This window comes from Halomonas sp. ALS9 (assembly GCF_001651035.1).
Taxonomy (GTDB): domain Bacteria; phylum Pseudomonadota; class Gammaproteobacteria; order Pseudomonadales; family Halomonadaceae; genus Vreelandella.
In genome coordinates, this window is sequence record NZ_LXRG01000054.1 from 122,634 (window position 1) to 148,888 (window position 26,255).

General features: G+C 53.7%; 25 protein-coding genes and 4 tRNA genes. 10 read left to right on the top strand and 19 right to left on the bottom strand.

All coding sequences use genetic code 11. The features are described 5' to 3' along the window. Nucleotides 1-29: 29 nt before the first annotated feature. From cls to A6R74_RS02185, 6 genes are all read right to left on the bottom strand, one after another. Nucleotides 30-1,448, bottom strand: coding sequence for a cardiolipin synthase (gene cls, locus A6R74_RS02160; RefSeq protein ID WP_064232831.1), 1,419 nt, complete (start codon nt 1,446-1,448; stop codon nt 30-32). A 91-nt stretch (nt 1,449-1,539) separates the two neighbouring features. Next, nucleotides 1,540-3,045: a fumarate hydratase gene (locus tag A6R74_RS02165; RefSeq protein WP_064232832.1), complete on the bottom strand. Its 1,506-nt coding sequence runs from the start codon at nt 3,043-3,045 to the stop codon at nt 1,540-1,542. Between the two features lie 221 nt (nt 3,046-3,266). After that, nucleotides 3,267-4,088: an endonuclease VIII gene (gene nei, locus A6R74_RS02170; RefSeq protein WP_064232833.1), complete on the bottom strand. Its 822-nt coding sequence runs from the start codon at nt 4,086-4,088 to the stop codon at nt 3,267-3,269. 4 nt (nt 4,089-4,092) lie between these two features. After that, entirely contained in the window at nt 4,093-6,117 is a 2,025-nt protein-coding gene (gene uvrB / locus A6R74_RS02175; RefSeq protein WP_064232834.1) for an excinuclease ABC subunit UvrB, read from the bottom strand. 22 nt (nt 6,118-6,139) lie between these two features. Continuing rightward, entirely contained in the window at nt 6,140-6,547 is a 408-nt protein-coding gene (locus tag A6R74_RS02180) for an OsmC family protein (RefSeq protein WP_064232835.1), read from the bottom strand. Beyond that, nucleotides 6,547-6,744: a hypothetical protein gene (locus A6R74_RS02185; protein WP_007114205.1), complete on the bottom strand. Its 198-nt coding sequence runs from the start codon at nt 6,742-6,744 to the stop codon at nt 6,547-6,549. Before A6R74_RS02185 ends, A6R74_RS02180 begins: the two co-directional genes overlap by 1 nt. Before the next feature lie 176 nt (nt 6,745-6,920). Between A6R74_RS02185 and ygfZ the strand changes: the two genes are divergently transcribed. Continuing rightward, nucleotides 6,921-7,892 carry a CAF17-like 4Fe-4S cluster assembly/insertion protein YgfZ gene (gene ygfZ, locus A6R74_RS02190; RefSeq protein ID WP_064232836.1) on the top strand — a complete coding sequence of 324 codons (972 nt, stop codon included), beginning with the start codon at nt 6,921-6,923 and terminating at the stop codon, nt 7,890-7,892. Nucleotides 7,893-7,914: 22 nt separating this feature from the next. Here the strand turns inward: ygfZ and A6R74_RS02195 are convergent, their stop codons facing one another. From A6R74_RS02195 to A6R74_RS02210, 4 genes are all read right to left on the bottom strand, one after another. After that, entirely contained in the window at nt 7,915-8,682 is a 768-nt protein-coding gene (locus A6R74_RS02195; RefSeq protein WP_064232837.1) for a TatD family hydrolase, read from the bottom strand. A 37-nt stretch (nt 8,683-8,719) separates the two neighbouring features. Continuing rightward, the gene (locus A6R74_RS02200; protein WP_064232838.1) at nt 8,720-10,309 is read right to left on the bottom strand and encodes a peptide chain release factor 3; all 1,590 of its coding nucleotides are present in this window, start codon (nt 10,307-10,309) and stop codon (nt 8,720-8,722) included. Between the two features lie 220 nt (nt 10,310-10,529). Further along, nucleotides 10,530-10,739, bottom strand: coding sequence for a putative motility protein (locus A6R74_RS02205; RefSeq protein ID WP_007114201.1), 210 nt, complete (start codon nt 10,737-10,739; stop codon nt 10,530-10,532). Nucleotides 10,740-10,879: 140 nt separating this feature from the next. Continuing rightward, on the bottom strand, nt 10,880-12,121 hold the full coding sequence (locus A6R74_RS02210; RefSeq protein ID WP_064232839.1) for an NAD(P)/FAD-dependent oxidoreductase: 1,242 nt from the start codon (nt 12,119-12,121) through the stop codon (nt 10,880-10,882). Between the two features lie 312 nt (nt 12,122-12,433). On the opposite strand from A6R74_RS02210, the gene amt reads away from it, so the two are divergent. Then, the gene (gene amt / locus A6R74_RS02215) at nt 12,434-15,163 is read left to right on the top strand and encodes an ammonium transporter (protein WP_240488142.1); all 2,730 of its coding nucleotides are present in this window, start codon (nt 12,434-12,436) and stop codon (nt 15,161-15,163) included. 15 nt (nt 15,164-15,178) lie between these two features. After that, nucleotides 15,179-15,814 (top strand): EAL domain-containing protein, encoded by a 636-nt coding sequence (locus A6R74_RS22985; protein ID WP_276204769.1) that lies wholly within the window; start codon nt 15,179-15,181, stop codon nt 15,812-15,814. 162 nt (nt 15,815-15,976) lie between these two features. Here the strand turns inward: A6R74_RS22985 and A6R74_RS02220 are convergent. The 4 genes from A6R74_RS02220 to A6R74_RS02235 form a co-directional block, all read right to left on the bottom strand. Next, nucleotides 15,977-16,051, bottom strand: a tRNA-His gene (locus A6R74_RS02220). 52 nt (nt 16,052-16,103) lie between these two features. Beyond that, nucleotides 16,104-16,178, bottom strand: a tRNA-His gene (locus tag A6R74_RS02225). Nucleotides 16,179-16,255: 77 nt separating this feature from the next. Further along, nucleotides 16,256-16,332: transfer RNA gene (locus A6R74_RS02230), tRNA-Arg, on the bottom strand. Between the two features lie 90 nt (nt 16,333-16,422). Next, a tRNA-Pro gene (locus A6R74_RS02235) sits at nt 16,423-16,499 on the bottom strand. 208 nt (nt 16,500-16,707) lie between these two features. Here A6R74_RS02235 and folD point away from each other — a divergent pair. Together folD and mtnN are read left to right on the top strand one after the other, a co-directional pair. Beyond that, on the top strand, nt 16,708-17,577 hold the full coding sequence (folD, locus tag A6R74_RS02240; protein ID WP_064232840.1) for a bifunctional methylenetetrahydrofolate dehydrogenase/methenyltetrahydrofolate cyclohydrolase FolD: 870 nt from the start codon (nt 16,708-16,710) through the stop codon (nt 17,575-17,577). Nucleotides 17,578-17,614: 37 nt separating this feature from the next. Then, nucleotides 17,615-18,322 (top strand): 5'-methylthioadenosine/S-adenosylhomocysteine nucleosidase, encoded by a 708-nt coding sequence (mtnN, locus tag A6R74_RS02245; protein WP_064232841.1) that lies wholly within the window; start codon nt 17,615-17,617, stop codon nt 18,320-18,322. A gap of 61 nt (nt 18,323-18,383) precedes the next feature. On the opposite strand, the gene pyrC is transcribed toward mtnN, so the two are convergent. Then, entirely contained in the window at nt 18,384-19,421 is a 1,038-nt protein-coding gene (gene pyrC / locus A6R74_RS02250) for a dihydroorotase (protein ID WP_064232842.1), read from the bottom strand. 207 nt (nt 19,422-19,628) lie between these two features. Here pyrC and A6R74_RS02255 point away from each other — a divergent pair, with 207 nt between their 5' ends. Genes A6R74_RS02255 through A6R74_RS02265 form a run of 3 tightly spaced genes read left to right on the top strand, consistent with a single transcriptional unit; the run spans nt 19,629 to nt 21,907 of the window. Next, the gene (locus A6R74_RS02255; protein ID WP_064232843.1) at nt 19,629-20,045 is read left to right on the top strand and encodes a hypothetical protein; all 417 of its coding nucleotides are present in this window, start codon (nt 19,629-19,631) and stop codon (nt 20,043-20,045) included. Between the two features lie 7 nt (nt 20,046-20,052). Next, nucleotides 20,053-21,324, top strand: a complete 1,272-nt coding sequence (locus A6R74_RS02260; protein ID WP_064232844.1) for an ATP-binding protein — start codon at nt 20,053-20,055, stop codon at nt 21,322-21,324. A 43-nt stretch (nt 21,325-21,367) separates the two neighbouring features. Further along, entirely contained in the window at nt 21,368-21,907 is a 540-nt protein-coding gene (locus tag A6R74_RS02265; RefSeq protein WP_064232845.1) for a response regulator transcription factor, read from the top strand. Nucleotides 21,908-22,139: 232 nt separating this feature from the next. Here A6R74_RS02265 and A6R74_RS02270 read toward each other — a convergent pair whose 3' ends face one another. Together A6R74_RS02270 and hybE are read right to left on the bottom strand one after the other, a co-directional pair. Next, entirely contained in the window at nt 22,140-22,913 is a 774-nt protein-coding gene (locus A6R74_RS02270) for a 3-hydroxybutyrate dehydrogenase (RefSeq protein ID WP_064232846.1), read from the bottom strand. A 71-nt stretch (nt 22,914-22,984) separates the two neighbouring features. Beyond that, the gene (gene hybE, locus A6R74_RS02275; RefSeq protein ID WP_064232847.1) at nt 22,985-23,410 is read right to left on the bottom strand and encodes a [NiFe]-hydrogenase assembly chaperone HybE; all 426 of its coding nucleotides are present in this window, start codon (nt 23,408-23,410) and stop codon (nt 22,985-22,987) included. A gap of 183 nt (nt 23,411-23,593) precedes the next feature. Between hybE and A6R74_RS02280 the strand changes: the two genes are divergently transcribed. Both A6R74_RS02280 and A6R74_RS02285 read left to right on the top strand, forming a co-directional pair. Then, entirely contained in the window at nt 23,594-23,857 is a 264-nt protein-coding gene (locus A6R74_RS02280; RefSeq protein WP_064232848.1) for a GrxA family glutaredoxin, read from the top strand. Nucleotides 23,858-23,963: 106 nt separating this feature from the next. Beyond that, nucleotides 23,964-24,731: a DUF1338 family protein gene (locus A6R74_RS02285; RefSeq protein ID WP_064232849.1), complete on the top strand. Its 768-nt coding sequence runs from the start codon at nt 23,964-23,966 to the stop codon at nt 24,729-24,731. Nucleotides 24,732-24,803: 72 nt separating this feature from the next. Here the strand turns inward: A6R74_RS02285 and A6R74_RS02290 are convergent, their stop codons facing one another. Further along, a complete protein-coding gene (locus A6R74_RS02290; RefSeq protein WP_064232850.1) occupies nt 24,804-25,469 on the bottom strand; it encodes a CoA transferase subunit B in 666 nt (221 codons plus the stop codon). A gap of 63 nt (nt 25,470-25,532) precedes the next feature. Beyond that, nucleotides 25,533-26,231 carry a CoA transferase subunit A gene (locus A6R74_RS02295; RefSeq protein ID WP_064232851.1) on the bottom strand — a complete coding sequence of 233 codons (699 nt, stop codon included), beginning with the start codon at nt 26,229-26,231 and terminating at the stop codon, nt 25,533-25,535. Nucleotides 26,232-26,255: the final 24 nt, after the last annotated feature.

Genomic DNA, 26,255 nt, shown 5'->3' on the forward strand with positions numbered 1-26,255 from the left:
ATATTGGTTTTCCTTTTAGGCTGACTTATCTACTGAACCGGGGCCATTAAATAGGCGGCACGCGATACGACCTTCATCCACATTGGACGTTGGTTAATTTCATCGATGGTCACACGACGGCAATGTGTAAAGTCTTTTTCTAGCATCGCTTCGACGTTGCTAGCAAAATCGCGGCTCGGGATAAAAGCGGTAATCTCAAAATTTAACCGAAACGAGCGATTATCCAAATTAACGGTACCAACCGTGGCCGACTCACTATCTACAAGCATGACTTTTTGATGTAAGAAACCAGGGAGATAACGGTATATTTTAACGCCAGCTCTTAACATATCAGGTAGGAATGAGAACGCAGAAAGGAAAACTAGCAAGTGGTCGGGACGCTCCGGAATCATTACTCGAACGTCGACGCCGCGCATCGCCGCAAGGCGTAACGCGTCCTGAACCCCCTGGTCAGGAACGAAATAGGGGCTAGTTACCCACAGCCGTTGTTTCGCACTATGAATAACCTGCTGCACTAGCAGGCTGGCGGTATCCTGACGATCAGCGGGCCCAGAAGGCACGATAACGACGTGATGATCGGTGATGGACGAAGTATCTGCCATCCAATTCAGGCTAATCACTTCATCGGTCGCCCAGTGCCAATCCTCCCAGAATGCCTCCTGCAAGCCCAACACACTGGGCCCTTCCAACTTGAGATGAGTGTCCCGCCAAGCCCCATGTCGAGGGTTTTCACCGAGGTATTCGACTCCGACATTAAAGCCCCCTACCCAGCCTTCCTTGCCATCTACCACCGTTACTTTGCGATGGTTGCGGAAGTTAAGCTGAAAACGGTGTTTAAAACCCCGCGATGAGCGAAAGGCGCTCACGGCCACCCCATCGTTTATTAAATCATTCAGGTAGCTATCAGCTAATTTACGACTACCCACCTCATCATAAAGAAAGTAGACACGCACGCCGCGTTGGGCAGCGCGCTGTAAATGATGTTTCAAACGCTGCCCGAGCGCATCGTTGCGAACAATAAAAAACTGTAGCAAGACATACTGCTCAGCGCGATCAATCCCATCAAATAGGCTTTCAAACGTTGCTGGCCCATCAATGAGCAGTGTCGCTTTATTACCATGGGTGAGTGGCATCATGGCAAGCTGCTCAACCGCCTGAATATCGGCGCTGCTAGAGGGCGCAACATAAGGTTTTACATTGGCTCGGTAGCGCAATAAAACCCGGCGTAGAACGGTGTCCCGCTGGCCTCGGGCAGACACATAGCCATAAAATCGCGGCCGCCCGAAAAACCAGTAAGCGGGAAGCGCGATATAGGGGAAAGTAAGCAGCGAAATGATCCATGCCACGGCACCTTGGGAGGTACGGCTGGACATGAGTGCCATAATGGCTGAAACGATGCCCATCAGGTGTATCAATAAGATGCCGGTCCCTAGCAACCAGGAGGCCATAGCACGTCCTCATAAAGCCCGCACAAAGAACAAGGCCTCGCCGTCAGCGAGGCCCTTAAGCGTTTAAAACCGAATCAACCTTATCATTTCATTAAGCCGACTGGGCAATGATCTCTTTCCACTTCGCCGGCCCGGTTTGATGCACCGATGTACCCAGGCTATCTACGGCTACGGTCACCGGCATATCTTCGACCTCAAATTCGTAGATGGCTTCCATGCCAAGGTCTTCAAAGCCTACAATCCGCGATTTCTTAATCGCTTGGGCAACCAGGTAAGCTGACCCACCGACCGCCATCAAATAAACCGCTTCATTATCACGAATGGCATCAATGGCGGCTTGACCACGCTCGGCCTTACCGACCATACCCAACAGGCCAGTCTCTTCCAGCATGGTGCGGGTAAATTTATCCATACGAGTGGCGGTGGTTGGGCCTGCGGGCCCCACTACTTCATCGCCAATCGGATCAACCGGGCCGACGTAGTAAATAAATCGGCCGCGCATATCGACAGGTAACGGCTCGCCTTTGGCCAGCATATCGACCATGCGCTTATGGGCAGCATCACGGCCGGTTAGCAGCTTACCGTTCAACAGTAGCGTATCACCAGGCTGCCAGGTTTTGACTTCAGCTGGAGTTACTGTATCAAGATTGACGCGTTTGACGTTTTCGCCCGCTTCGCGGGTAATTTCCGGCCAGTCCTCAAGCTTCGGCGCTTTTAGCGCTGCGGGGCCAGAACCATCCAGGGTAAAGTGGGCATGACGAGTCGCTGCGCAGTTGGGAATAATCGCGACAGGCTTGTTGGCCGCATGGGTAGGATAGTCTTTGACTTTAATATCCAGCACGGTGGTTAAGCCGCCTAACCCCTGGGCACCGATACCGCTCTTGTTGACCTTATCAAACAGTTCTAGACGAAGCTCTTCGGCACGGTTGCTGGGGCCACGCGCCTGCAAATCCTGAATATCGATAGGATCGAGTAGCGCCTCTTTGGCAATCAGCATGGCCTTTTCCGCGGTGCCGCCGATACCAATTCCCAGCATACCGGGCGGACACCAGCCAGCGCCCATCTTCGGCAGCTGCTCCATCACCCAGTCAACGACGCTGTCGGAGGGGTTGAGCATGGCAAACTTGGATTTTGCCTCACTACCACCGCCCTTTGCCGCCACGTGAATATCGACGCTGTCGCCGGGCACAATCGAGTGGTGAATAATGGCTGGAGTGTTGTCTTTGGTGTTGGCACGTTTGCCGTCAGGATCCGCCAGCACTGAGGCGCGTAGGATATTATCCGGCAGCAGGTAAGCACGACGAACACCCTCATTAATCATGTCGTCCAGGCTCATGTCCGCTTCCCAGGTAACGTTCATGCCCACGTGAACAAACACGGTGACGATGCCGGTATCCTGGCAAATCGGGCGGTGCCCGGTGGCGCACATGCGCGAGTTAATCAGAATTTGCGCGATGGCATCTTTGGCAGCGGGATTCTCTTCACGCTCGTAGGCGGCCGCCATGGCGTCGATAAAATCTTTGGGATGATAATAAGAGATGTACTGGAGAGCATCGGCAACGCTTTGAATAACGTCGTCCTGGCGAATCACGGTCATGGACTAGTAGCTCCTAGGTTAACGTCTAGTCAGCGGCTTTCATCCGCGCCTGCGGAGGTGCCGTCTTAGCGTGAACCCAGTATACCGTATTGACTCAGACGCAGCAGCACTCTGCTGCGTAGAACTGCTTACTTAAGCATATCTTGATGCAGGTGTGTTTTTCGCAACAAGATAACGGTATAAAGCAGTCAACCTGTCGCTTCGACAAGCGTTAGCGCTGCTTATCCTGACTGGCATTGAGGGCATAAATAGAGCCTCCGCGAACCGACCATTTTGCGCTCGATCACCGTTCCACAGCGGTGGCACTCAAGGCCTGCTCGGTCAAAAACCGTGAAACGCCACTGCCTGCGCGACTCCCCCGCTGCTTTGGCTTGCGCTATCCAGGCCTCTTGGTTAGTAACGCCTGCGGTTTGATAGGCTTGGCGGGTAACGTCAATGATGCAGGCAGCCAGCGTTTGTTGCTGCTCTGGGGTTAAATCCACCGGGCGAGCATTTGGCGGCAGTTGAGAGAAGAACAGGATTTCAGAGCGCAAATAATTGCCCAAGCCCGCCACCAAACGCTGATCTAGCAGCAACGCGCCCAGGCTACGTTTATGAAATTGCTTCAAATTCAGGCGCTGCTGCACATCAGATTGAGCCACATCCTGGCTCAATAGATCAGGGCCTAGGCGGGCTAAGAATGGATGCTCGGTGAGATTGTCGGCATGCCAGAGGGAAATATCCGATGCGCTGTAGAGACTGGCGCAACGCCCTTCTGCCGTCAGTCGAACACGCAGAGTGCGTTTGGTGTTAGGCGGCTTAACCTCATCATGCAGCTTCCAAACCCCATAGAGCTGATTGTGGGAGTAAAGCACGCGCTGGTCGGCAAACCGAATGAGCATTGCTTTACCCCAGGTATCCACCCGGGAAACCCGAATACCGATCAGTGACGCGGCCTGCTCGGCAAGCTCAGGAAAGGCGAACCAGGCATCGTCAATTGCCCTACCGCCTATTTGCTGTTCTATACGATCCGCCGCGCGGCGAATTTCTGGGCCTTCCGGCATACCGTTAACCCAGCGCCAGCTGTTTTTCTTTCATCTGATGGAGCTGGTCGCGCAGCCGCGCGGCCTCTTCAAATTCGAGATTTTGTGCCGCTTCAAACATGGCATCCTCAAGCTTACTGATGGCACCCAGCAGATCTTGCTTGCTCATAGTGGTGACATCATACTCGGCGGCGCTTTCCGCCACCTTACGCTCGTTGCCACGGCGACGACTGCTCTTCTTGCCTGGCGCCTGGGCGGCTTCAAGTATATCGGCCACCGAGCGCGTCACGGTGGTCGGCGTAATGCCATGCTCAAGGTTGTGCTCGGTTTGCTTCGCCCGCCGCCGCTCCGTTTCATCAATCGCTTTGCGCATCGAGTCGGTAATCCGGTCACCGTAGAGAATCGCTTTACCATGGGCGTTACGCGCCGCGCGGCCAATGGTCTGGATTAACGATCGTTCGGCACGCAGAAAGCCCTCTTTATCGGCGTCGAGAATCGCCACCAGCGACACTTCGGGAATATCCAGGCCTTCGCGCAGCAGGTTGATGCCTACCAGCACATCAAACTTGCCCAGGCGTAAATCACGAATAATCTCAACCCGCTCGACGGTGTCGATATCCGAGTGTAGGTAGCGCACCCGAATGCCGTGCTCGTCAAAATACTCGGTCAAATCTTCCGCCATGCGCTTGGTTAGCGTGGTCACCAGCACCCGCTCGCCTACCGCAGTGCGCAATCCAATTTCCGAAAGCAGATCATCTACCTGAGTGCTGGCCGGGCGCACCTCAATTTCAGGATCCAGCAGCCCGGTGGGCCGCACCACTTGCTCTACCGTTTGGCTGGCGTGCTCGCCCTCATAACGGCCTGGCGTAGCGGAGACAAAGATCGTTTGCGGAGAGATTGATTCCCACTCTTCAAACTTCATGGGGCGGTTATCCAACGCCGAGGGCAGCCGGAAGCCATACTCGACCAGGGTCTCTTTGCGCGAGCGGTCGCCTTTATACATACCGCCCACCTGGGGCACACTGACGTGAGATTCGTCGATAAAAAGTAACGCATCGTCGGGCAGGTAGTCGAAGAAGGTCGGCGGTGGCTCTCCCGGCGCCCGGCCAGAGAGGTAGCGGGAGTAGTTTTCAATACCGTTGCAGTAGCCCAGCTCCAGCATCATTTCAATGTCATAAAGAGTGCGCTGCTCTAGACGCTGCGCCTCTACCAGCCGTTCGTGCTTGCGCATCCACTCAAGGCGCTCCTTGAGTTCCTGTTTAATGGCGTCGATGGCGCCCAGAATCGTTTCCCGCGGGGTGACGTAGTGAGACTTGGGGTAGATGGTCATCCGCGGCACTTCCCCGCGCACAGCACCTGTGAGCGGATCAAACAGGCGAATGGTGTCGATTTCGCTGTCAAACAACTCTACCCGCACCGCCTCTTCATCAGAGTCGGCGGGGAAAATATCGATCACATCCCCACGCACCCGGTAGGTGCCACGACGGAAATCCATATCGTTGCGGGTATATTGCAGCTCGGCCAAGCGGCGCAAGAAGGCACGCTGGTCAATCAGTTCACCGCGGGTAAAATGCAGCCGCATCTTCAGGTATTGGTCGGGGTCACCCAGGCCGTAAATGGCCGAAACGGACACCACGATAAGCGCATCGCGGCGCTCAAGTAGCGCCTTGGTGGCCGAAAGCCGCATCTGTTCGATATGGTCGTTAATCGAGGCGTCTTTCTCGATAAAGGTGTCTGATGAAGGCACATAGGCCTCGGGCTGATAGTAGTCGTAGTAGGAGACAAAATACTCGACCGCGTTATCGGGAAAAAAAGCTTTAAACTCACCATATAACTGAGCAGCAAGCGTCTTGTTCGGCGCCATCACGATGGTCGGGCGCTGCTGCTGTTCCACCACATTGGCCATGGTGAAGGTTTTGCCCGACCCGGTGACCCCCAGTAGCGTTTGATGGGCAAGCCCTGATTCCAGGCCACTAATCAGCCCCTTGATGGCGGCAGGCTGGTCGCCAGCAGGCTGAAATTTTGACTGCAATCGAAAGGCTTTGCTCATCGGTGCTCCTAAAAAAGAGAATTTAAACTAACCGCGTGGCGATCTCGACCGTTGACTGAGTCATCAGACGCTGAATGGGGCAACGGTGGCTGATATCTTCAAGTCTGGCGCGCTGCTCCGGGTCATCAATACCGTGTAGCGTTAATGCTACGTCTAGCTTGTAGATGCCCTTTTTTTCCTGACTATCGTCCCGCTGCACGGTGACGGTAATGCCTTCAAGCGGCCACTCTTTTCGCTTAGCGTACATCTGCATAGTAATCGCTTTGCAGGTACCCAGGGCGATATCGAAATAGTCGTGGGGATCCGGGGCGCTGCCCTCGCCGCCTACAATCTGTGGCACATCGCCGTAGAGATCTTCCAAGCCATTGACTTCAACTCGCTGCCTAAAGACATGGTTGCGTTCGCTGATCACGGTAATGGGAGGATGCATTAGGATACCTTTACGCCTAGCTTGAGTTTTTCAATGGCATTAATCAGCGTCTCGCGTTTTGCCCGACCGTCCACATCGGCGCCATGGCGCCCCACCTCGGCACTATCAACGCCATCAAGCATCATGAGCGCCGTGGTGATTTTGTTCACCTGATCGACCGATTTAACACCCTGAAATGTTAACGACTGCTGCGCCATAGCGTTTTCCTACCTGTTGACCTGTGCAAAACTGATACAAGAGAAAGAGTCTAGCACGCTAATGGTGCCTTGCAATCAGTGCCGACTGCCCACACCTAATAGCCCTAAAGGCATTTTTACTTTTCCGTACTGAATGCATCACTCTCGAACGCTTCCCCACTTTTGCAGGAGTTTTTATGGCGACCGTTACCGCTAGCACCCCCGCCCTTGGCAGCGTCCGCCTTAACCACTTAGCCGCGCTGGATGTGAAGGGGGCGGATGCAGAAAAATTCCTTCAGGGTCAGACCAGCGCTCAGGTCAGCTTGGCCAATGGGCACTTTGCGCCGCTGACCTGTTTTTGTACGCCCAAGGGACGAATGTTAGCCAACGCCCAACTGATGCGCTTGGGCGAAGAGCATTTCCGTTTGCTACTGAGCGTTACCCTTTTAGAGAGTTTAGCCAACCATCTTAAAAAATTTGCCGCTTTTTATAAGGCTGAGTTGGTCTCGCTACCCGACCTTATCGTGATTGGCGCCAGCGATGATGCCCAAGCGCTGGCTAATCAGTTGAATCTGGAGCTACCCGACCAAGTCGGCACCCATACCCACAACGACCATGCCAGCACACTCCTCTACCCAGGTGAGACATCGCGTTGGCTACTGTGTTTCGACAAAGACCACAACGTCGATGTAGCGTCGGTTCAAGATGACCCAGCGAGCCGCAACGCTTGGCAGCTTGAGGATATTCGTAGCGGCTTGGCGTGGCTGACCGATGCCCAGCAGGATCATTTCCTACCCCAGATGCTAAACTGGGAGGCGTTGGGTGGGATTAGCTTTAAAAAGGGTTGTTACACCGGTCAGGAAGTCGTCGCCCGGGCCCACTTTCGTGGCCAAGTAAAAAAGCGCCTAATGCGTGTCAGTCTAGCGTCAGGCACGCTGCCCGAGGTGGGCGCTAGCGTGGTTAATAGTGACGATAAAGCAGTCGGCGAAGTGGTCGTCAGCGCGACGACACCACAAGGCGGCGTCGAGTTGCTGGCGGTCATGAACACCAAAGTAGCCGAAGAACAGACGCCTCTCTTTTTGGCAGGCGCGCCAGCGACTCTTCTCCCGTTACCCTATGCAATCGAGCGCGTTGATCCAGAGCAGCTGGCGGTTACCCTTAACGGCTAAGCTTTCTCTAGGCTTGGCGTTTCTAGGTTAAAGACAAGCCAAACAATGTCGCGGCAGTCTGACTGCTCAGAGCCGCGACCTGCTCCACTGTTTGCCCGCGCAGTGTGGCCACAACGTTACACACCTCGGCAACTCGGCACGGCTCATTACGTTTGCCCTGATAGCCGCTAAGCGGCATGTCGGGGCTATCGGTTTCCAGCACAAACGCATCGTCAGGCAGCGCCGCAACGGTTCGCCGCAAGCGTTTGGCGCGCTCATAGGTGATCGCACCACCCAACCCCAGCTTGAAGCCTAGATCGAGAAACTTGGTCGCTTGCTCAATGGAGCCTGAGAAGGCGTGAATCAGCCCTGCCTTTGGCAACGCCAACTGGCGAAGGCGCTTAGCGACCTTATCGTTGGCGTGGACGCAGTGCACCACCACTGGCATCGAATGCTGTTTCGCTAGCTTTAACTGGGCGTCAAAATAGTGCCACTGGGCATCAAGCGTGTCGCTAAAGCGGCCATCGATACCGCACTCGCCTACGGCGACCACCTCTGGGTGCTCGCTGAGCAGGTTATCCAGCGCAGCAATATCTGCCTCTTGATGCTGATCCACAAAGTAAGGGTGCATGCCCAGGCATACCGAGGTATCCGCCCGTGCGCCCAGCGCCAGCACCTGCTGCCAGCGCGAACGGGTAGTGCCCGGCACCACAAAACGCACTACGCCCACTACCTTAGCGGCCTCAAACACGTAAGTTCGATCATCATCGAACTGGGTAAAATCGAGGTGGCAGTGGGCGTCAACCAGCATGGGGGGCTACCGGTAAAAGTTTATGCTCGCAGAAAAGTTAATGTTCGCGGGTCGGCTGGAAGCGGATGTCTGGCCAGCGTTCCTGGGTCATTTGCAGGTTAACCCGGGTAGGCGCGATATAGGTGAGGTAACCACCGCCATCAATTGCCAAGTTAGTGCTGGCTTTGCGCTTAAACTCTTCAAGCTTTTTAGCGTCTTCACAGTAGACCCAGCGGGCCGTCTGTACGTTGACGCCTTCGTACAAGCAGTCGACCTTGTACTCCTCTTTCAAGCGGTGGGCGACCACATCGAACTGCAGAGTACCCACGGCACCGAGAATCAGGTCGTTGTTGTCCATCGGCATAAAGACCTGGGTAGCGCCCTCTTCAGAAAGCTGCTGTAAGCCTTTTTGCAGCGCCTTCATTTTCAGCGGGTCTTTCAGCCGCACGCGCTTAAAGAGTTCAGGCGCAAAGTGCGGTATGCCAGTAAAGCGCATATCCTCACCCACGGTAAAGGTATCGCCAATCTGAATCGTCCCGTGATTGTGCAGGCCGATAATGTCACCGGGCCAGGCCTCTTCCACCTGGGAGCGGTCAGAGGCCATAAAGGTCAATGCATCGGCAATTTTAACGTCCTTGCCGATACGCACATGACGCATTTTCATGTTCTTTTCGTATTTGCCTGAACAGACTCGTAAAAAGGCGATGCGGTCACGGTGATTGGGATCCATGTTAGCCTGGATCTTAAACACGAAGCCGGTAAAGCGCTCATCGTCAGACGTGACTACCCGCGTATCGGTTTCGTGGGCCTGGGGCGGTGGCGCGTACTCGACGAAGCCATCCATCATCTCGCGCACACCAAAGTTGCCCATGGCGGTACCGAAATACACCGGCGAAAGCTCACCCCGGCGATAAGCGTCTAAATCAAACTCATGGGACGCCCCACGCACTAGCTCTACTTCCATGCGCAGCTCTTCAGCTTGGTCTTCCCCCAGCACAGCATCCACTTCAGGATTATCCAAGCCTTCAATGCGCTTATCATCGGGAATTCGGCTGCCCTGGCCCTGAGTATAAAGATGAATTACGTCGTTATAGAGGTGATAAACACCCTTAAAATGACGCCCCATGCCGATCGGCCAGGTCATCGGTGCACACTGGATATTCAATACCGTTTCGACTTCATCCATCACTTCAATGGGGTCGCGGATATCGCGATCCATTTTGTTGATAAAGGTGAGGATCGGCGTGGTGCGCAGACGACAGACCTCCATCAACTTAATGGTGCGATCTTCAACGCCTTTGGCGCCGTCGATGACCATCAAGGCTGAGTCAACGGCCGTAAGTGTACGGTAGGTATCTTCAGAGAAGTCTTCGTGACCGGGCGTATCTAGCAGGTTAACAATGCGTCCGCCGTAGGGGAACTGCATCACCGAGGTCGTCACCGAGATACCCCGCTCCTGCTCCATTTTCATCCAGTCCGAAGTAGCATGGCGATCGTTACGCTTGCTTTTTACCGAACCCGCCATCTGAATGGCATTGCCAAACAACAGCATTTTTTCGGTGATCGTGGTTTTACCGGCGTCGGGGTGCGAAATGATCGCAAAAGTGCGCCTAAGCCCTGCCTCATGGGCTAGTTGTGTCTCTTTCATTGTGCCTCTTCAAATATAGAGTCTCAGCGCAGCACTCAATCAGCAGCTCTCGCTAACTAACCACCGTGCAATAAGAATGTTCATTGGGGCAATTGTAACGCCTGGAGGCAGCTGTTGTCGCGGGTGGCGTCAAAGGTGGCGCCCTTGAAAAAGACAAAAAAAACGCTGACCAAGTCAGCGTTTTAAACATTAGCGGCAAGCGTGGGGCCGCCAAATAGCATTAAGCGTAGGTGTTTACCTGAGTGCCTACACTACCCTCTTTGGCAAGGTCTGGTTGAGCCCCAGTGTCCGCAGAAGCCATAATCTCGGTCACTTGCTGTGCCTGAGTATCCAGCGCTTCTTTAAACACCTGCATCTGTGCTTGCTCGGGGGTTTGCGCTTGGTTCATATAAAGCGACGCGCTTACTGAACTGCTGATGCCTACATCCATATATCCACCTCATGGTGTGCAAATGTACTTATAAACTAGCAAAGCATTAGATCACGCGCAAAGATATCGTTCCAATTACTAGTGCCAGTATCTAACACTATCGGCTTAACTCGCCTGATCATTAATGAATATAGCACTCGTTAGAACCTATCAGCACGAAATGGTGCCATATCAATGGCGGTAGGCTGTCCTTCCATCATATCCGCCAACAGATGACCGGTTGCTGGCCCTAAGGTAAACCCCTGGTGGCCATGACCAAAGGCAAGCCATAGCCCGGGATGTCTTGGTGCAGGCCCAATCACCGGCTTCATATCGGGCAAGCAGGGCCGCGCGCCTTTCCAAGGAGCCTCATCACGGCGCTCGCCTAGCGGGAAAACACTGCGCGCGACTTTCTCTGCTGCGCCCAATTGATTAACGTCAGCAGGTGCATCCAGGCGATCCAACTCGGCGCCGGTGGTCAAGCGAATGCCGGCGTTCATCGGCGCAAGCAGGTAACCCACCTCGGCATCCATGACCCAGAAATTCAGCTTTGCAGGCGCTTGGGGTGCGTAGTGCATGTGGTAGCCGCGCTTTACAAAAGTAGGGAAGTGATAGCCCAGCTCTTTTAGCCAACTTCCCGCCCAGGGCCCTAGCGCCACCACGACATCATCTACTTCTAAGCTTTCAGAGGCGGTATTAACCTGCCAGCGCTCACCTATTTGCTTAACTGATCGAATGTCCGCCTGCAAAATGCGTCCACCGTGGTTACTAAACGCCTCCGCGTAAGCCGCAACCAGCGCACCAGGATCAGCAACAGTCCATGGGTCAAGCCAGTGAATCGCACCGATAATGGTGTCACTCAAAGAAGGTTCTTTCTCCTCAAGTGCCGCCCTATCTAGCTGCTCAAACTGCACGCCATAAAGGCGCCGCGCCTCTTCAGCCTCTTTTATTCGCGCAGCCAGTTTTTCAGGGGTGCGGTAAAGCTCCAGCCACCCTTGCTTACGCACCAAGTGCTCAGCGCCTGCAGCATCAATCATCGGGCCGTGGGTTTTTAGCGAAAGCTGAATAAGTGAGGCGTATTCCGGAACAATTTTCTGGTAAGCCTTTGGCGCTGAGTTCATCCAGTAACGCAATAGCGGTGAGGCGGCGTTGACCATGCCTGCCGGACGGTAACGAATATCTACCCGACGGTTAGGTAAAACGCTAAGTAGCGTTTTGACATCGCGAGGAAAAGGGTAAGGCCTAACCGCTTCACGCTGAATTATTCCCGCATTGCCAAACGAGGTTTCACGACCAGGCTGAAGGCGATCCACAATAGTGACTTCATGCCCTCGCTGGCGCAGATGCCAGGCAATGCTGACACCCACCATGCCTGCTCCCAAAACTACCGTTTGACGCGCCATTTTGATGCACTCCCTTTTACGGATTTAGAACCACAGTTGAAGATCAATAACTATTTGAAAAATATCACCAATTCAGGCGTATTAATATAGTCGTAAACGCTATTTTTATGCCAATAAACAGCAATTAATACTGCCATAAACATTTAAAGCAATGACTTCACTATTAGCGGCATAACAATTGCTTAGTTTCTATTAGGAAACCTTGATGGCATTCAGTTAGCGCCGATGTAACGGTTTTTCTTCCTACCGCGCAAAACCAACAAAGCACCAAAAAGAAGCGCACGTGCACCAAAAGTTGCTAAGGAAAACACCATGCCTGCCACGCTTGATTTGCATAGTTCGCTGCTCGATACGCTCTGGGTACTTTGGGCCGCTGCCCTAGTATTTGTGATGCAAGCTGGTTTTCTCTGCCTGGAAGCGGGCACTACGCGCACCAAGAACGCCATCAACGTCGCTATGAAAAACGTAGCGGACTTTGCCATTGCCGTCAGTGTTTTTTGGTTAGTCGGTTTTGGCATTATGTTTGGCGACTCCCACCATGGCTTAATCGGCACGACGCTATTGGGCTGGCAGTTAAACGCTTCTGGTAGCTGGGTAATTACCGTTTTTATTTTCCAGGCAATGTTTTGTGCTACCTCAGCTACCATTGTGTCGGGCGCGGTGGCAGAACGCATGCCCTTTTTAGCCTACACCTGGACGGCCCTATGGATAGCCTTACTTATCTACCCAGTATTTGGCCACTGGGCATGGGGCGGACTTTTGAGCGGCGCGAAGGGTTGGCTAGGGACGCTTGGGTTTGTCGACTTTGCGGGCTCTACGGTAGTGCATAGCGTTGGCGGCTGGGTAGCGCTGGCAGCGGTACTCTGCATTGGCCCACGCACTGGGCGCTTCACCCAGGGCAAACCACCCACCGCCTTTCCCTCTGGCAACCTTCCCCTCGCCATGCTGGGCGCGCTGTTTATGATTTTAGGCTGGTTTGGTTTTAACGGCGGCAGCACTCTGGCGGTTACCGAGCAAATACCCGGCATAATTGCCAATACTGTTCTGGGCGCCGTTGGCGGCATTCTTTCAGGCATGCTGATGGGGCTAAGAACGCGGCGCTACGCCGATGTGATGTACGCGATTAATGGCGCCATTGCGGGCTTGGTCGCTGTAACCGCCAGCGCTCACGTAATCTCTTTACCGGCGGCATTTGGGCTGGGTGCAGTCAGCGGCGTCCTGATGGTACTGACCAGCGAATGGCTGCTAAGCAAGCATATTGATGATGCCGTCAGTGCTATACCTGCGCACCTCGTCGCAGGCATATGGGGGACGCTCGCACTGCCCTGGGTGGCTGATTTAACGCTGCTGAATAGCGGTTTGTCTCGATCCGCACAGTTTGGCGTTCAATTAATGGGCGTTGTGGTATGCGGCATCTGGAGCTTTGGCAGCGCCTGGCTGCTGTTTCGTATCACCCGGCGCTTCTTACCCATTCGTGTCTCACCCGAGGCGGAAAAGATGGGCCTCAATCTCGCCGAGCATGGCGCCAATAATGAGCTGAACCAACTGCTTGAGCATATGCGCCAACATGAACAGCAGGGCGATATGCGCCAGCGAATTGACGCCGACCCGTTTACCGAGGTAGGCGAAATAGCGGCGAGCTATAATCGCGTCACCGCCGCCCTTGAACGCGCCGTTGGGCATACCCGTGTGATGCTGCGTAATCTGCGCGACGGCGTGATTACCTGGCAGGCAGACGGTACCCTGACAAGCCTTAACCCTGGCGCGGAACAACTCTTTGAGGTAGAGGCCCTGGAGCTTATTGGCCAACCTGTTACGCGGCTATTACCGGACCGCTCTCTTACCCCTGGGGCGCGCCATGAAATTAAACGACGCACCTCTGATATGCAGGTGCGCTATTTGGAAATCCAGGTGAGCGAGGGAGCCAGCGGCTCCGCGTCAGAGCGCTCAGGAATGGTGCGCGACATTACCGAACGTAAGCAGCTCCAAGAGCAGTTAAACCGCGAACGCGACCTGGCCCGCACCACGCTGGCATCCATTGGTGATGGCGTGATTACCTGCGACGCCAGTGGCAACGTGACATTTATAAATACAGAAGCGTCGCGCTTAACCGGATGGACACCCGACAATGCTATCGACAAACCCATTTACAGGGTTTACCAGTTAATTGAGGAAGCCAGCGGTGAGCCGCTCGGCAATCCCGCTAGGCAAGTGCTCACCCAGCTAACCCCGGTACACTCCACCGAACACTGCCTGCTAGTGAATCGTGATCACTCGCACACGCCCATCCAGCACAGCGCCTCACCGATACGCTCGCGCAGCGGCATTACCCTCGGCGCAGTGGTGGTTTTTCAGGATGTCAGCCTTACTCGCCAGCTCACTGAACAGCTTAGCTATCAGGTCAGCCACGATAACCTAACTGACCTACTCAATCGTCGCGCCTTCGAATCCGCGCTCACCGCGCTACTCAATCGCGACGATGGCCACCACGTGCTGTGCTACCTGGATCTCGATCAATTCAAAATCGTCAATGACACCTGCGGCCATCTCGCAGGAGACGAGTTGTTGCGCCAAGTAGCATTAAAACTGAAAAGCCATGTGCGCAGCAGTGATATCGCCGCCCGGCTGGGTGGCGATGAATTCGCTTTGTTGCTACCTGATTGCGCCATCGAACATGCATTGGCGATTGCCGAAGCGCTACGTTGCGATATCGAACAGTACCGTTTTGCCTGGCAAGGGCACACCTTTGGTATCGGTGTGAGCATTGGCTTGGTTGAATTAAACGCGGCTCAGCCCATGCAGTTGAGCCAGGCACTTCACGCCTCCGATGCGGCGTGCTACGTCGCAAAAGAGGCCGGCCGCAATCGCATCCACTGCTACCAGCCTGACGATCATTCGTTATTGGAAAAGCACGGCGAGCTGCAGTGGGCACAGCGCCTGCAAAATGGCTTGGACAACGACACCTTCCGCCTTTTCGCCCAACCCATTACCGCCGTTTGTGCCGACAAGCCTGGCTACCGCGAAATTCTGCTCCGCCTTTAAGAGCAGGGAGAGATCATCGCACCGGGTAGCTTTCTACCCGCCGCTGAGCGTTATCACTTTATGGTACGCATTGACCGCTGGGTCATTCGTAACACCCTGGCCTGGCTAGGGGATCAAAACCGCCATGCTACCCTACCGTCACATAGCCTATGGGGGATCAATCTTTCCGGCGATTCGCTATCCGATGCTGATTTTTGCCAGGATCTTATTACCCAAGTCGCCAAGGCAGGGCTACCCCATGGCACGCTATGTTTTGAAATTACCGAAAGCACTGCCATTGCCCAACTCTCAAGTGTTAGCGAATTAATCGTTACCTTGAAAGAGTACGGCTGCCGCTTTGCACTGGATGACTTTGGCACCGGCCTCTCCTCATTTAGCTACCTAAAGCAGTTGCCCGTCGATTATCTAAAAATTGACGGGAGCTTTATCCGCAATGTGCATCAGGATCCGATTGACCGGGCGATGGTAGAGGCGATCCATGCCGTCGGCAAGGCACTGGCAATTAAAACAATCGCTGAATTTGTGGAGACTCAAGCAACGCTGTGCACGCTGCGCCAAATGGGTATTGACTACGCACAGGGGGATTTACTGGGCAGACCTGAGCCACTCACCCAGATGGCGAACCACCGCATTAAGGTGATGCCACGCTAGCGGCAAGGGAATCTGAGGGAAATCTAAATGCCAGAAAAGCAAAAAACCCAACATGGGCATAATTTCTAACAAATATAGAATGTCTAACAGATATAGTGCCTCTAACAAAGGCCTAGTCACTACAATCGCTAAGGGAAGTATTGAGGAGATATGCTGGGGTAATGGGGTGGATGATGGGACTTGAACCCACGACCACCGGAGTCACAATCCGGGGCTCTACCACTGAGCTACACCCACCACAACCTAAAACTGGAAACGCAGCTATTGTCACTTACGCAAACATTGTCACTGGGGTGGATGATGGGATTTGAACCCACGACCACCGGAGTCACAATCCGGGGCTCTACCCCTGAGCTACACCCACCAAAGACAATCATACGTAGAAACAAACAGTGCTTGCTTTAAGATAGGATTCTGACAGGTTGGTACCACTGAAGTAGGTGGCACGCCCAGCAGGAATCGAACCCGCAACCTACGGCTTAGAAGGCCGTTGCTCTATCCGGTTGAGCTATGGGCGCACATTTAGCATTCATAAAACGAATACCGATGAGCACTAGACCACAACTGCAGCTTGGAAAAGCAAACTACTACCTTTCATGCTAAGTGAATGGTCGGGATGGAGGGATTCGAACCCCCGACATCCTGCTCCCAAAGCAGGCGCGCTACCAGACTGCGCTACATCCCGATTTTCATCACCTTAGACGCTACCGTGCTGCCCGTCTCAAGCGAGGCATATATTACTATTTTTAATTTTAAAGTCAACCATTAAAGTGATTGTTAGTGAAGGCGCTTTGCCTGGATGCCCCAGCGTGCGAAAATTACTGCCGTTAAACGCTGCTGCGTGAGCGCTTCAACGTCTAGGCCATTTTTAACATCCACAGGGATTCCATTACATGACCGCCCAACTAATCGATGGCAAAGCCATCGCTGCTACTGTCCGCCAAAAGGTTGCCGAAAAAATTGCGACACGCCGTCAAGCAGGCGGACGAGCACCGGGACTAGCCGTGGTTGTGGTCGGAGACGATCCCGCCTCTCAAGTGTATGTCAGTAATAAGCACCGCGCCTGTGAACAAGCAGGGATTCTTTCCTTCCAGCACGCTCTGCCTGCCACGACCTCTCAGCATGAGCTGGAAGCCCTGGTTGACCAGCTCAACAACGACCCCGCAGTTGATGGCATTTTGGTTCAACTGCCGCTGCCTAAGCATCTGGATGCTGAGCCTATTTTAGAGCGTATTCGTCCAGATAAAGATGTCGATGGCTTTCACCCCTACAACATTGGTCGCTTAGCGCAGCGAATGCCCGCTCTGCGCCCTTGCACGCCAAAAGGCATCATGACCCTCTTCGCGCAAAGCGATATTGCACTACGCGGCTTAGATGCCACCGTCGTGGGCGCTTCTAACATTGTTGGCCGCCCCATGGCGCTGGAACTGATGTTAGCGGGCTGTACCACTACCGTATGCCACCGTTTTACCCGAAATCTTGAAGATCACGTTAGCCGTGCCGATATCTTGATCGTGGCTGTCGGTAAGCCGGGCATCGTTAAAAGTGAGTGGGTTAAGCCGGGCGCCATTGTTATCGACGTGGGGATTAACCGCCAAGAAGATGGCACGTTAAAAGGCGATCTTGATTTTGCTGCTGCGGCCGAACGCGCTAGCTTTATTACCCCCGTACCCGGCGGCGTTGGGCCGATGACCGTCGCAACACTGCTGGAAAATACGTTGGAAGCCGCAGAGCAACACGACTTAGCACCCAATCACGCCTGAGTTAATCATCACCCTTTTTATTTAGGAGCATGGCGCAGTGAAGCGTATTGGTATTATTGGCGCAATGGCGCAGGAAGTGAGCACCTTGGTGGACCAGCTGGATAACCCGCAGCGCTATGAACATGCGGGTTTTGTATTCCATACTGGCACGCGCTACGGCCTTGAGGTCATTGTGCTGCAGTCAGGGATTGGTAAAGTCAATGCCGCAGTGGGCACAGCTATTCTTTTAGAGCGCCATCAGCCCGACGCCATTATCAACACCGGTTCTGCCGGAGGCTTTGCCGCTGATTTAAACATTGGCGATGTGATTATTTCAGACGAAGTGCGTCACCACGACGTTGACGCCGTGGTGTTTGGTTATGAAATAGGCCAAGTGCCAGGGATGCCAGCCGCCTACTTAGCCGACACAGGACTGCGAGAAGTCGCGCGTAAGGCCATCGCCTCGTTAGGTGAAGTCCAAGTCCGCGAAGGCTTGATCGCCACTGGTGACGCCTTTATGGCCGATCCAGCCCGGGTAGACGCAACCCGCGCTCAGTTCCCCAGCATGCTTGCCGTAGAGATGGAGGGCGCCGCCATTGCCCAAACGTGCCATCTCTATAATTGCCCTTTTGTGGTGATCCGCGCTCTTTCGGATATTCCCGGCAGTGGCGACAACCACCTCTCCTTCGATGAGTTTCTGGAAGTGGCCGCCGACCACTCATCGCGCATGGTTGATCAAATGCTTAAGCAGCTTGGCAATGCCTAACGGGGCTTGCTAGATACTTGAAGCCGTCGGCGGTAAAGCCGTCGACGGCACTCGTTACCCGCTAAGATCTAATCGCCCAGCTAAGCGTCTCCCCCGCCAGCAGCGGGATGATTTGCTCCCCTTGGGCGTAAGGATAACTCTCCGGCAACGTCCAATTCCGTCGCTCAAGCGTAATGGTGTCAGAGTTAGGTGAGAGCCCATAAAAACGCGGCCCATTAAGGCTGGCGAAGGCTTCCAACTTGTCCAATGCATCCATTTCATCGAAGGCGGTGGCGTAAAGCTCAATGGCCGCAGGGGCAGTATAGGCACCGGCACAACCGCAGCTTGATTCTTTAGCCCCCTGGGAGTGAGGTGCACTATCGGTGCCCAAAAAGAACTTATGGCTGCCACTGGTGGCTGCTTTCAGCAGCGCCTGGCGATGCTGTTCACGCTTCAGGATCGGCAGGCAGTAGTAGTGAGGACGAATCCCCCCCACCAGCATTTTATTGCGGTTAAACAGCAGGTGATGAACGGTAATGGTAGCCACCACATTATCCGGCGCTTGAGCAACAAATTCAGCGGCCTGCTGGGTAGTGATATGCTCACACACTACTTTCAGCGTTGGGTGGCGTTCCAGCAGTGGCTTCATCACGGTGTCAATAAACACCGCTTCGCGATCAAAAATATCGATATCTGCATGGGTGACTTCACCGTGCACCAGAAGGGGCATGCCCACTTTGGCCATCATCTCAATCGTTGCATCACAGCGGGCCAAGTCAGTCACCCCTGAGTCGGAGTTAGTCGTGGCGCCCGCAGGATAAAGCTTCACCGCTTTGACAATGCCACTTTGCGCCGCGCGCTCGATCTCTTCAGGCGGCGTTGTATCGGTGAGATACAACACCATTAAAGGTTCAAAAGCGCTGCCCTCAGGCAAGGCATCAAAAATACGCTGACGGTATTCAAGCGCCTGGGCCGTGGTGGTAACCGGCGGGGTGAGATTAGGCATAATGATCGCCCGTCCCATTTGCGCTGCGGTATGGCCTACTACTGCTTTTAGCGCCTCATCGTCGCGCAAGTGAAGGTGCCAATCGTCGGGGCGGGTCAGTGTCACAGTATCCACGGCAAGTCCTGTAGTGGTGTTAAGACGGATATAATGCAGTGTGTACAGTATACGCAATTGCGCGATGGTATAAATCCGCACCTCAAGCGCCCACACCCTCGTCCAAGTGTCGTATCATGGCGCTGCTTTTTTAAGATCCAGCTCTAAGAGTCAGTTTTTTACAGTCGTTTATAACAGTTATTTTTAACGCTAAGGATTCGGTTGTTTATGCAGAACGTGCGGCGCTATGCGGATATTATTGCCAGCCTGGAAGGGTTGATGTGGCTAAGCCTCGCTTGGTCGATTTCACTCTCTGTTCACATCGGCAGCACAGAACCCACTCTCGCCAGCTTATTAGTCATTGGCGCTGTGGTGGTTTTCTGCTGGGCTCATCGGCCCTTACGTTATTTGTTGCGCCGCTACCATATCCGCAAACGACGCACCGATATGTGGATCCATACCTTGGCGCTGCCGCTACTGTTGGCAATGTTCTTCCATATTATGCTGGAAGCTTTAGTGGGCAGCGCATGGCTTCCGCCTAAAATACTGCTGTTCAATATATTGGCATCTGCAGGCTGGACAACCTACGTCATGACCCTATTGATTAAATTTGTCATTCATGGCTTTAAAGCCAAGACTAAGTAAGACCAACATGCAAACTGCCCTACCTCTTCCGCTTTCTACGCCCAACCGCAACCTAGTGCGGCTGACTATCGTGCGCGGTATCACCTGGACCGGCTTTTTATTAGCGATTGTTGTCGGTGTTGAGCTGCTCGCCTTTGACTTACCGGTGAGTGCCGTGGTGGGCGTGGTCATCTCCATGGGCATTCTCAACATCGCCACCTGGTGGCGGCTAGGGCGGCCACGCGCGGTGACTCATCTAGAGTACTTGCTGCATTTACTTGCTGACATTACCGGCTTGACGCTGCTGTTCTACTTTTCTGGTGGTTCTACCAACCCCTTTATTACCTACTACTTGGTGCCAGTTACCATTGCAGCCGCCACCCTGCCCTGGCGCCACGCCTGGATCATTGCGGCCTGCTCAATGGCGGGTTATACCTTCTTAATGTTTTCCTACTACCCCATACCTCAGTTAGGCCACATCAATAGTGACAGCCCCCTGAGCCTGCATATATTAGGTATGTGGCTCAACTTTGGTCTCTCTGCGGGCTTGGTGACATTCTTTATTTATAAAATGGCCCACGCGCTACGTAGCCGTGATCAGGCGCTTTCACGTACTCGGGAAGCCGCTTTGCGTAATGAGCAGGTATTGGCGGTCGCCACCCAAGCTGCGGGTACTGCCCATGAGCTAGGCACCCCCCTATCTACCATGGCAGTCCTCCTCAAGGAGATGCAGGCCGATGCTCCCGCTGACTCTACGCTTAACCAAGACATTAATTTACTTCGCCAGCAGGTAGACGTATGCAAATCACGCCTGCAAAATTTGGTCTCTAACGCTGATCGGCGACGCATGGCCGAACCCGAAGTGCTTGATGCTGAAGTGTGGCTGGCAGGTGTTGTACAGCGCTGGCTGGTGCTGCGCCCGGATGTAAGCCATCAATTCGATGTGGCAGAGAAACGCGGAAGGCCCTGGCTGGCCGTTGATGCCACCCTCGACCAAGCGTTAACGAATTTACTGAATAACGCCGCTGACGCCAACCCTGAACACATTGCCATACGCTTAGACTGGCAGAGTGAGAGCGTGGTGATCGACATTCGTGACCATGGTCCAGGTGTCGCCATGTCGATTGCCGATCAGCTGGGAGAGACGTTTATTTCTACTAAAAGCAAGGGCATGGGCATCGGCTTGTTTTTAACCCATGCGACCATCAACCGCTTTGGTGGAGGTGTAAGCCTGTATAATCACCCCGAAGGAGGTACGCTAACGGAAGTTACGCTACCTCGCTGCGCGGCGCCAAACTAATCGCGCCCACCCCAAGCACCGCCAGTAATGGATTGAGGACAACATGCAAACGCGAGAGCAACGCCTGCTGATCATTGATGACGATGAAATGTTTTGTCATGTGCTGAATCGTGCCCTAACCCGCCGCGGTTACGACGTCATCGTTGCCCACGATGCAGAACAAGCCCTGACCCTGGCCGCGCAGCATTCACCTACCATGGCGACCCTTGATTTAAAACTGGAAAACAGCTCAGGCTTAAAACTGCTTCCCGAGCTACTTGCCACTATCCCCCAGTGTCGTATTGTGGTGCTGACAGGCTACTCAAGCATTGCCACAGCCGTTGAGGCAATGAAACTTGGCGCGGTTAATTACCTGTGTAAACCGGTGGATGCTGATGATGTTTTAGTCGCTTTTGAGCGCCAAGCTGGCGACCCGGATATTGAACTGGCTGACAATCCGCCTTCGATTAACCGCATCACCTGGGAGCATATTCAGAAAGTGCTGCAGGAGCACGATGGCAATATATCCGCCACCGCTCGGGCGCTGGGCATGCATCGCCGCACCCTGCAGCGGAAATTACAAAAACGCCCGGTACGGCGTTAAAGTGACTAATCTCAGCAGGCGAGACGGCAAGCCTGGGCGGGTGGGAGGACAGGTTTCCGCAAGGGCGCTATGAACCCCTCCCTGGGCGCTACTTACGCCATCTGACCGCCATGGATGGCGGAAATGCCGGAAATGTAAGGAACATTTTCCGGCCATGGCGTGAGACCCTCGCTCCAACTTGTCCTCTCAACCATTCATTAGCCTTGAATCCGTGCACTTAAGAAACGAGAACTTAATGCGCCGTCCAGCCTAAATCGATATTAAAGCTCGACCCGGTCACGGCACCAGCAGCGTCAGATGCCAGGTAAGCGACTAATTGCGCCACCTCTTCAGGCTCGATCAAGCGCTTGATCGCCGCTTGTTTAAGCATGACTTTTTCGATCACTTCCTGTTCATCCATGCCGTGCAATTTAGCCTGATCAGCGATTTGATTGTCCACCAGCGGGGTTTTGACATAGGCAGGACATACCGCATTTGCAGTAATGCCTTGTTCGCCGCCCTCTAGCGCCGCCGTTTTGGTCAAGCCGATCATGCCGTGTTTGGCACTGATATAAGCCGCTTTCCCAGGTGAAGCCACCTGAGCGTGTATCGAGGCAATATTAACGATGCGCCCCCAGCCCTTTTCGCGCATGTGCGGCCACGCCGCCTGGGTCAGCAAGAAAGGCGCCGTCAGCATCAGATCGATAATCTGGCGCCACTTCTCCTCGGGGAAGGTCTCAATCGAGGCAACGTGCTGAATCCCAGCGTTATTGACCAATATATCAACTCCACCAAAGCGCTTAACAGCATCGGCCACCGCCGCTCGGCAGGCATCAGGGTCGGTTAAATCCGCTTCAAAGAAAGCCGCGCCAGCTTGTTCAGCGACTGCCTTACCTGCCGGATTAAAATCAACGGCCAGCACTTGATGGCCTAGTTCGCAAAAGTGCTTAACCACAGCGGCACCGATCCCGCTGCTGGTACCGGTGACCAGCGCAACTCGCGGCGTTGTAACGGCTTGGGAAGTCATAGGCAATTTCCTTTTCACTACGTGGATGGACGTTCTGTTTGTTGAGTTATTGTCAGTATAGCTATGTGTGCCTAGGCATTGAGCGCTTCGGCGGGTTGCATTAAACGCGCCATCATTTGCTGTGCTAGCCTTGCTGCCTCCTGCATGCTCTCCAGCTCGCTTAAATCATGCAAAATGGCGCGTTTATAGAGTTCGCAGCCGCCTGGTAATTGTTCAAGAGATAACTGGTAGGCGCCTGAGGGCAATGAAAGCGTAAGGGTATCCGCCAAGGGCACAGCAAGCAGAGATGGGTCAGGCACTACGACCAACCACAGCTCACAGGGCGTAATCAACGCACCCACCATGTATTCAGCGCCATGATGCTGAAAGCATAGCGCATCAACCCCTAAATGCGGGTTCCAGTCACTTTTTTGTTTAATGGATGGCAAGTGCACATCTCGGTATGCCTTCGCCAGTTCGGCAAGAAAAGCATATTTGTCGGCGGTGAGCGTCTGCATAGGCTTATTCGTTTTCCCAGATGATAATGGGCATTAATGGTTCGTGTAGCGAGCTGCTATTGGCGAAACGTGCTCTGCTCAGCCACAATGGACGCGAATTTATCGCTGAGCCAACGGCTATTTACCCTTCAGTGGCTGCCCACTTGGTTTCTCAACTCTACCTATCCTAAAGGAGCACAAGCTATGTTTGTGGTTATTTTTGGTCGAATGTCATGCCCTTTCTGTGTGCGCGCAAAACAGCTTGCCGAGCACTTGGAAAAAATCGGTAAAATTGAAGGTTATCGCTATGTGGATATGCCTTCAGAGGGCGTCACTAAAGAAGATATCGCCAAAACAGCAGGTAAACCCATTCACACCGTGCCGCAGGTATTTGTCGATCAAACCCATGTGGGCGGCTTTACTGAATTTGATCAGTTTGTTCGCGACCAGCAGTTGCTAGCCGTTTAACCACTCGTTAATACGCGTTGAACCCTTGCTTACCTCGCTTGCCTATACTGAGCAGTTATTTAATGGCTCACGCTAGGTGTGTGCCACTTTAGGCAAGGAGTTCACCATGCAGCGTCAGGAGTTTGTTCAGCAGCTTTGGCTTGACTATGTACATACCCACCCCGACATAGGCGCGCTTAGGCTGTGGCCGCTATCAACTGCCGCCGAATATTTAACACTCGTCACACTCAATTACGGCCCTTTTACCGCTGCTGCGCTTACCGGCAATTTAGCCCATATGGGCTATCGCCGTATGGGCCACTACGCCATGGCTGACAAAGGTCTATTAGTACAGCTGCTTGCACCAAGCGACGGCAGTAGTTGGCTGGTGCTCGCAGAGCTGCAAATAGGCACACTGTCCAAGGCACCACGGGAAGCCATAGAAGGGTTGGTGCAGCAATCTCATCCTCAGGATTGCAAAGGACATAATTTACTCTGCCGCGGCCGCCCTTGGCCAATGCCAAGCTGGGCACTTTATCAACAGCTTCAGCAAGCACACCCTTTGGCGGCCTGGATAGCGGTTATGGGGCCCCGCTTGCATCACGCTGGCTTTGATTGCAGTCAGCTTGGCGAGCCTTTGGCAGTCTTGGATCAACGCCTCGCTGAGGTCGGTATGCCCAGTCTACATGAGCAGCAAAACGGTGTTTTTACGGTGTCGTCGCTGCTGGATCACCGCTTCTACCCCACCACATCGCAAAAAACAGTCTTCGCCGATGGCGATGAGCATCGCCTTTGCTTAGGCGGCTTGGCGTTAGTCCAAAAGCACGTTGAAGATAACCACGAGCGTATTGCGGATGTCCTGCTTCCCCACCATACGCGCTGTGAGATGGCGTAAGACGCTAGCGGCAAAAGCGCTAGCGTCTTACTGCGTTCCCTATAACCTTCGAGCTGCTAATAGGAACGGAGCTTATTCGGCATCAAACGTCATTTCAGGAACATGGTCAGGCACAATTAGTTTGCCCGCCGTTTTCTCGATGATCTCCTCAACGCTTACGCCCGGGGCGCGCTCCTTGAGAATAAAGGCACCGTCTTTGATTTCAAGATAGGCGAGATCCGTCAAGACACGGTTAATGCAGCCTGCGCCAGTTAGCGGCAGTTCGCATTTTTCCAACAGTTTGGACTCACCGTGCTTCGAGGCATGCGTCATGGTGCAAATAATGTTTTCAGCACCGGCAACGAGATCCATGGCACCGCCCATGCCTTTGATCAGTTTGCCAGGAATCATCCATGAAGCGATGTTGCCCTGCTGATCCACTTCAAAAGCACCCAGTACCGTTAGATCCACGTGGCCGCCACGAATCATCGCAAAAGATTCTGCGGAAGAAAAAATCGCCGCGCCGGGGCGAACCGTTACCGTCTCTTTGCCCGCATTGATCATATCGGCATCAAGTTCGTCTTCGGTGGGGTAACGGCCCATCCCCAACAGTCCGTTTTCGGATTGCAGCATGACATCTATGCCATCAGGGATGTAGTTGGCAACCAAGGTGGGGATACCAATGCCCAAATTAACGTAAAAACCATCTTGCAGTTCGCGGGCAACACGTTGAGCCATCTGTTCTCGTGTTAAAGCCATGGTGATTTCCTCTTGCTGAATCGTTAAGTGATAAGCGAGTGAGATGTTTGAAGCAGTGCTGCGTTAACTGCGCACCGTGCGTTTTTCTATTCGCTTTTCAAACGTGCCTTGAATAATCCGATCCACATAGATACCCGGGGTATGGATCTGGCTAGGTTCAAGTTCACCCGGCTCAACGATTTCTTCAACTTCCACCACGGTAATTTTCCCAGCGGTGGCGGCCATAGGGTTAAAATTTTGCGCGGTATGGCGATACATCACATTGCCATAGCGATCCGCTTTCCAACCTTTCACTATGGCGAAATCACCTACAATGGCTTCTTCTAAAATACAGTGTCGCCCATTAAACTCGCGAACTTCTTTACCTTCGCCAATCGGCGTGCCGTAGCCAGTCGCCGTATAGAAAGCGGGAATGCCCGCACCGCCTGCGCGCATTTTTTCCGCCAACGTGCCTTGGGGCGTTAGCACTACCTCAATCTCATCGTTGAGCATTTGCTTCTCAAACAAGGCGTTTTCACCTACGTAAGAAGCCAGAATCTTACTGATTTGACGATCTTCAAGCAGTATCCCCAAGCCAAAACCATCGACACCGCAGTTATTGGATACCACGGTGAGATCATTGACACCGCGGCGCTTGATTTCGGCAATCAGGTTTTCGGGAATACCGCAAAGACCGAAGCCACCGGCGATGACGGTCATACCGCTCTCGATACCTTCCATTGCCTCTTCGTAGGAAGCTACACGCTTATCGAATCCTGCCATTGTTGTGCCTCACATTGTTGTAGG

What these genes read in the sequence shown, in the direction of transcription:
- A6R74_RS02165 (WP_064232832.1), bottom strand. Translation starts at nt 3,045, where the DNA reads ATGACCGTGATTCGCCAGGACGACGTTATTCAAAGCGTTGCCGATGCT.
- A6R74_RS02180 (WP_064232835.1), bottom strand. Translation starts at nt 6,547, where the DNA reads ATGCATCCTCCCATTACCGTGATCAGCGAACGCAACCATGTCTTTAGG.
- ygfZ (WP_064232836.1), top strand. Translation starts at nt 6,921, where the DNA reads ATGGCGACCGTTACCGCTAGCACCCCCGCCCTTGGCAGCGTCCGCCTT.
- uvrB (WP_064232834.1), bottom strand. Translation starts at nt 6,117, where the DNA reads ATGAGCAAAGCCTTTCGATTGCAGTCAAAATTTCAGCCTGCTGGCGAC.
- A6R74_RS02260 (WP_064232844.1), top strand. Translation starts at nt 20,053, where the DNA reads ATGCAAACTGCCCTACCTCTTCCGCTTTCTACGCCCAACCGCAACCTA.
- A6R74_RS02270 (WP_064232846.1), bottom strand. Translation starts at nt 22,913, where the DNA reads ATGACTTCCCAAGCCGTTACAACGCCGCGAGTTGCGCTGGTCACCGGT.
- A6R74_RS02265 (WP_064232845.1), top strand. Translation starts at nt 21,368, where the DNA reads ATGCAAACGCGAGAGCAACGCCTGCTGATCATTGATGACGATGAAATG.
- A6R74_RS02255 (WP_064232843.1), top strand. Translation starts at nt 19,629, where the DNA reads ATGCAGAACGTGCGGCGCTATGCGGATATTATTGCCAGCCTGGAAGGG.
- nei (WP_064232833.1), bottom strand. Translation starts at nt 4,088, where the DNA reads ATGCCGGAAGGCCCAGAAATTCGCCGCGCGGCGGATCGTATAGAACAG.
- amt (WP_240488142.1), top strand. Translation starts at nt 12,434, where the DNA reads ATGCCTGCCACGCTTGATTTGCATAGTTCGCTGCTCGATACGCTCTGG.
- hybE (WP_064232847.1), bottom strand. Translation starts at nt 23,410, where the DNA reads ATGCAGACGCTCACCGCCGACAAATATGCTTTTCTTGCCGAACTGGCG.
- A6R74_RS02290 (WP_064232850.1), bottom strand. Translation starts at nt 25,469, where the DNA reads ATGGCTTTAACACGAGAACAGATGGCTCAACGTGTTGCCCGCGAACTG.
- folD (WP_064232840.1), top strand. Translation starts at nt 16,708, where the DNA reads ATGACCGCCCAACTAATCGATGGCAAAGCCATCGCTGCTACTGTCCGC.
- A6R74_RS02285 (WP_064232849.1), top strand. Translation starts at nt 23,964, where the DNA reads ATGCAGCGTCAGGAGTTTGTTCAGCAGCTTTGGCTTGACTATGTACAT.
- A6R74_RS02295 (WP_064232851.1), bottom strand. Translation starts at nt 26,231, where the DNA reads ATGGCAGGATTCGATAAGCGTGTAGCTTCCTACGAAGAGGCAATGGAA.
- cls (WP_064232831.1), bottom strand. Translation starts at nt 1,448, where the DNA reads ATGGCCTCCTGGTTGCTAGGGACCGGCATCTTATTGATACACCTGATG.
- A6R74_RS02280 (WP_064232848.1), top strand. Translation starts at nt 23,594, where the DNA reads ATGTTTGTGGTTATTTTTGGTCGAATGTCATGCCCTTTCTGTGTGCGC.
- A6R74_RS02195 (WP_064232837.1), bottom strand. Translation starts at nt 8,682, where the DNA reads ATGCTGGTTGACGCCCACTGCCACCTCGATTTTACCCAGTTCGATGAT.
- A6R74_RS02205 (WP_007114201.1), bottom strand. Translation starts at nt 10,739, where the DNA reads ATGGATGTAGGCATCAGCAGTTCAGTAAGCGCGTCGCTTTATATGAAC.
- A6R74_RS02210 (WP_064232839.1), bottom strand. Translation starts at nt 12,121, where the DNA reads ATGGCGCGTCAAACGGTAGTTTTGGGAGCAGGCATGGTGGGTGTCAGC.
- A6R74_RS02200 (WP_064232838.1), bottom strand. Translation starts at nt 10,309, where the DNA reads ATGAAAGAGACACAACTAGCCCATGAGGCAGGGCTTAGGCGCACTTTT.
- A6R74_RS02185 (WP_007114205.1), bottom strand. Translation starts at nt 6,744, where the DNA reads ATGGCGCAGCAGTCGTTAACATTTCAGGGTGTTAAATCGGTCGATCAG.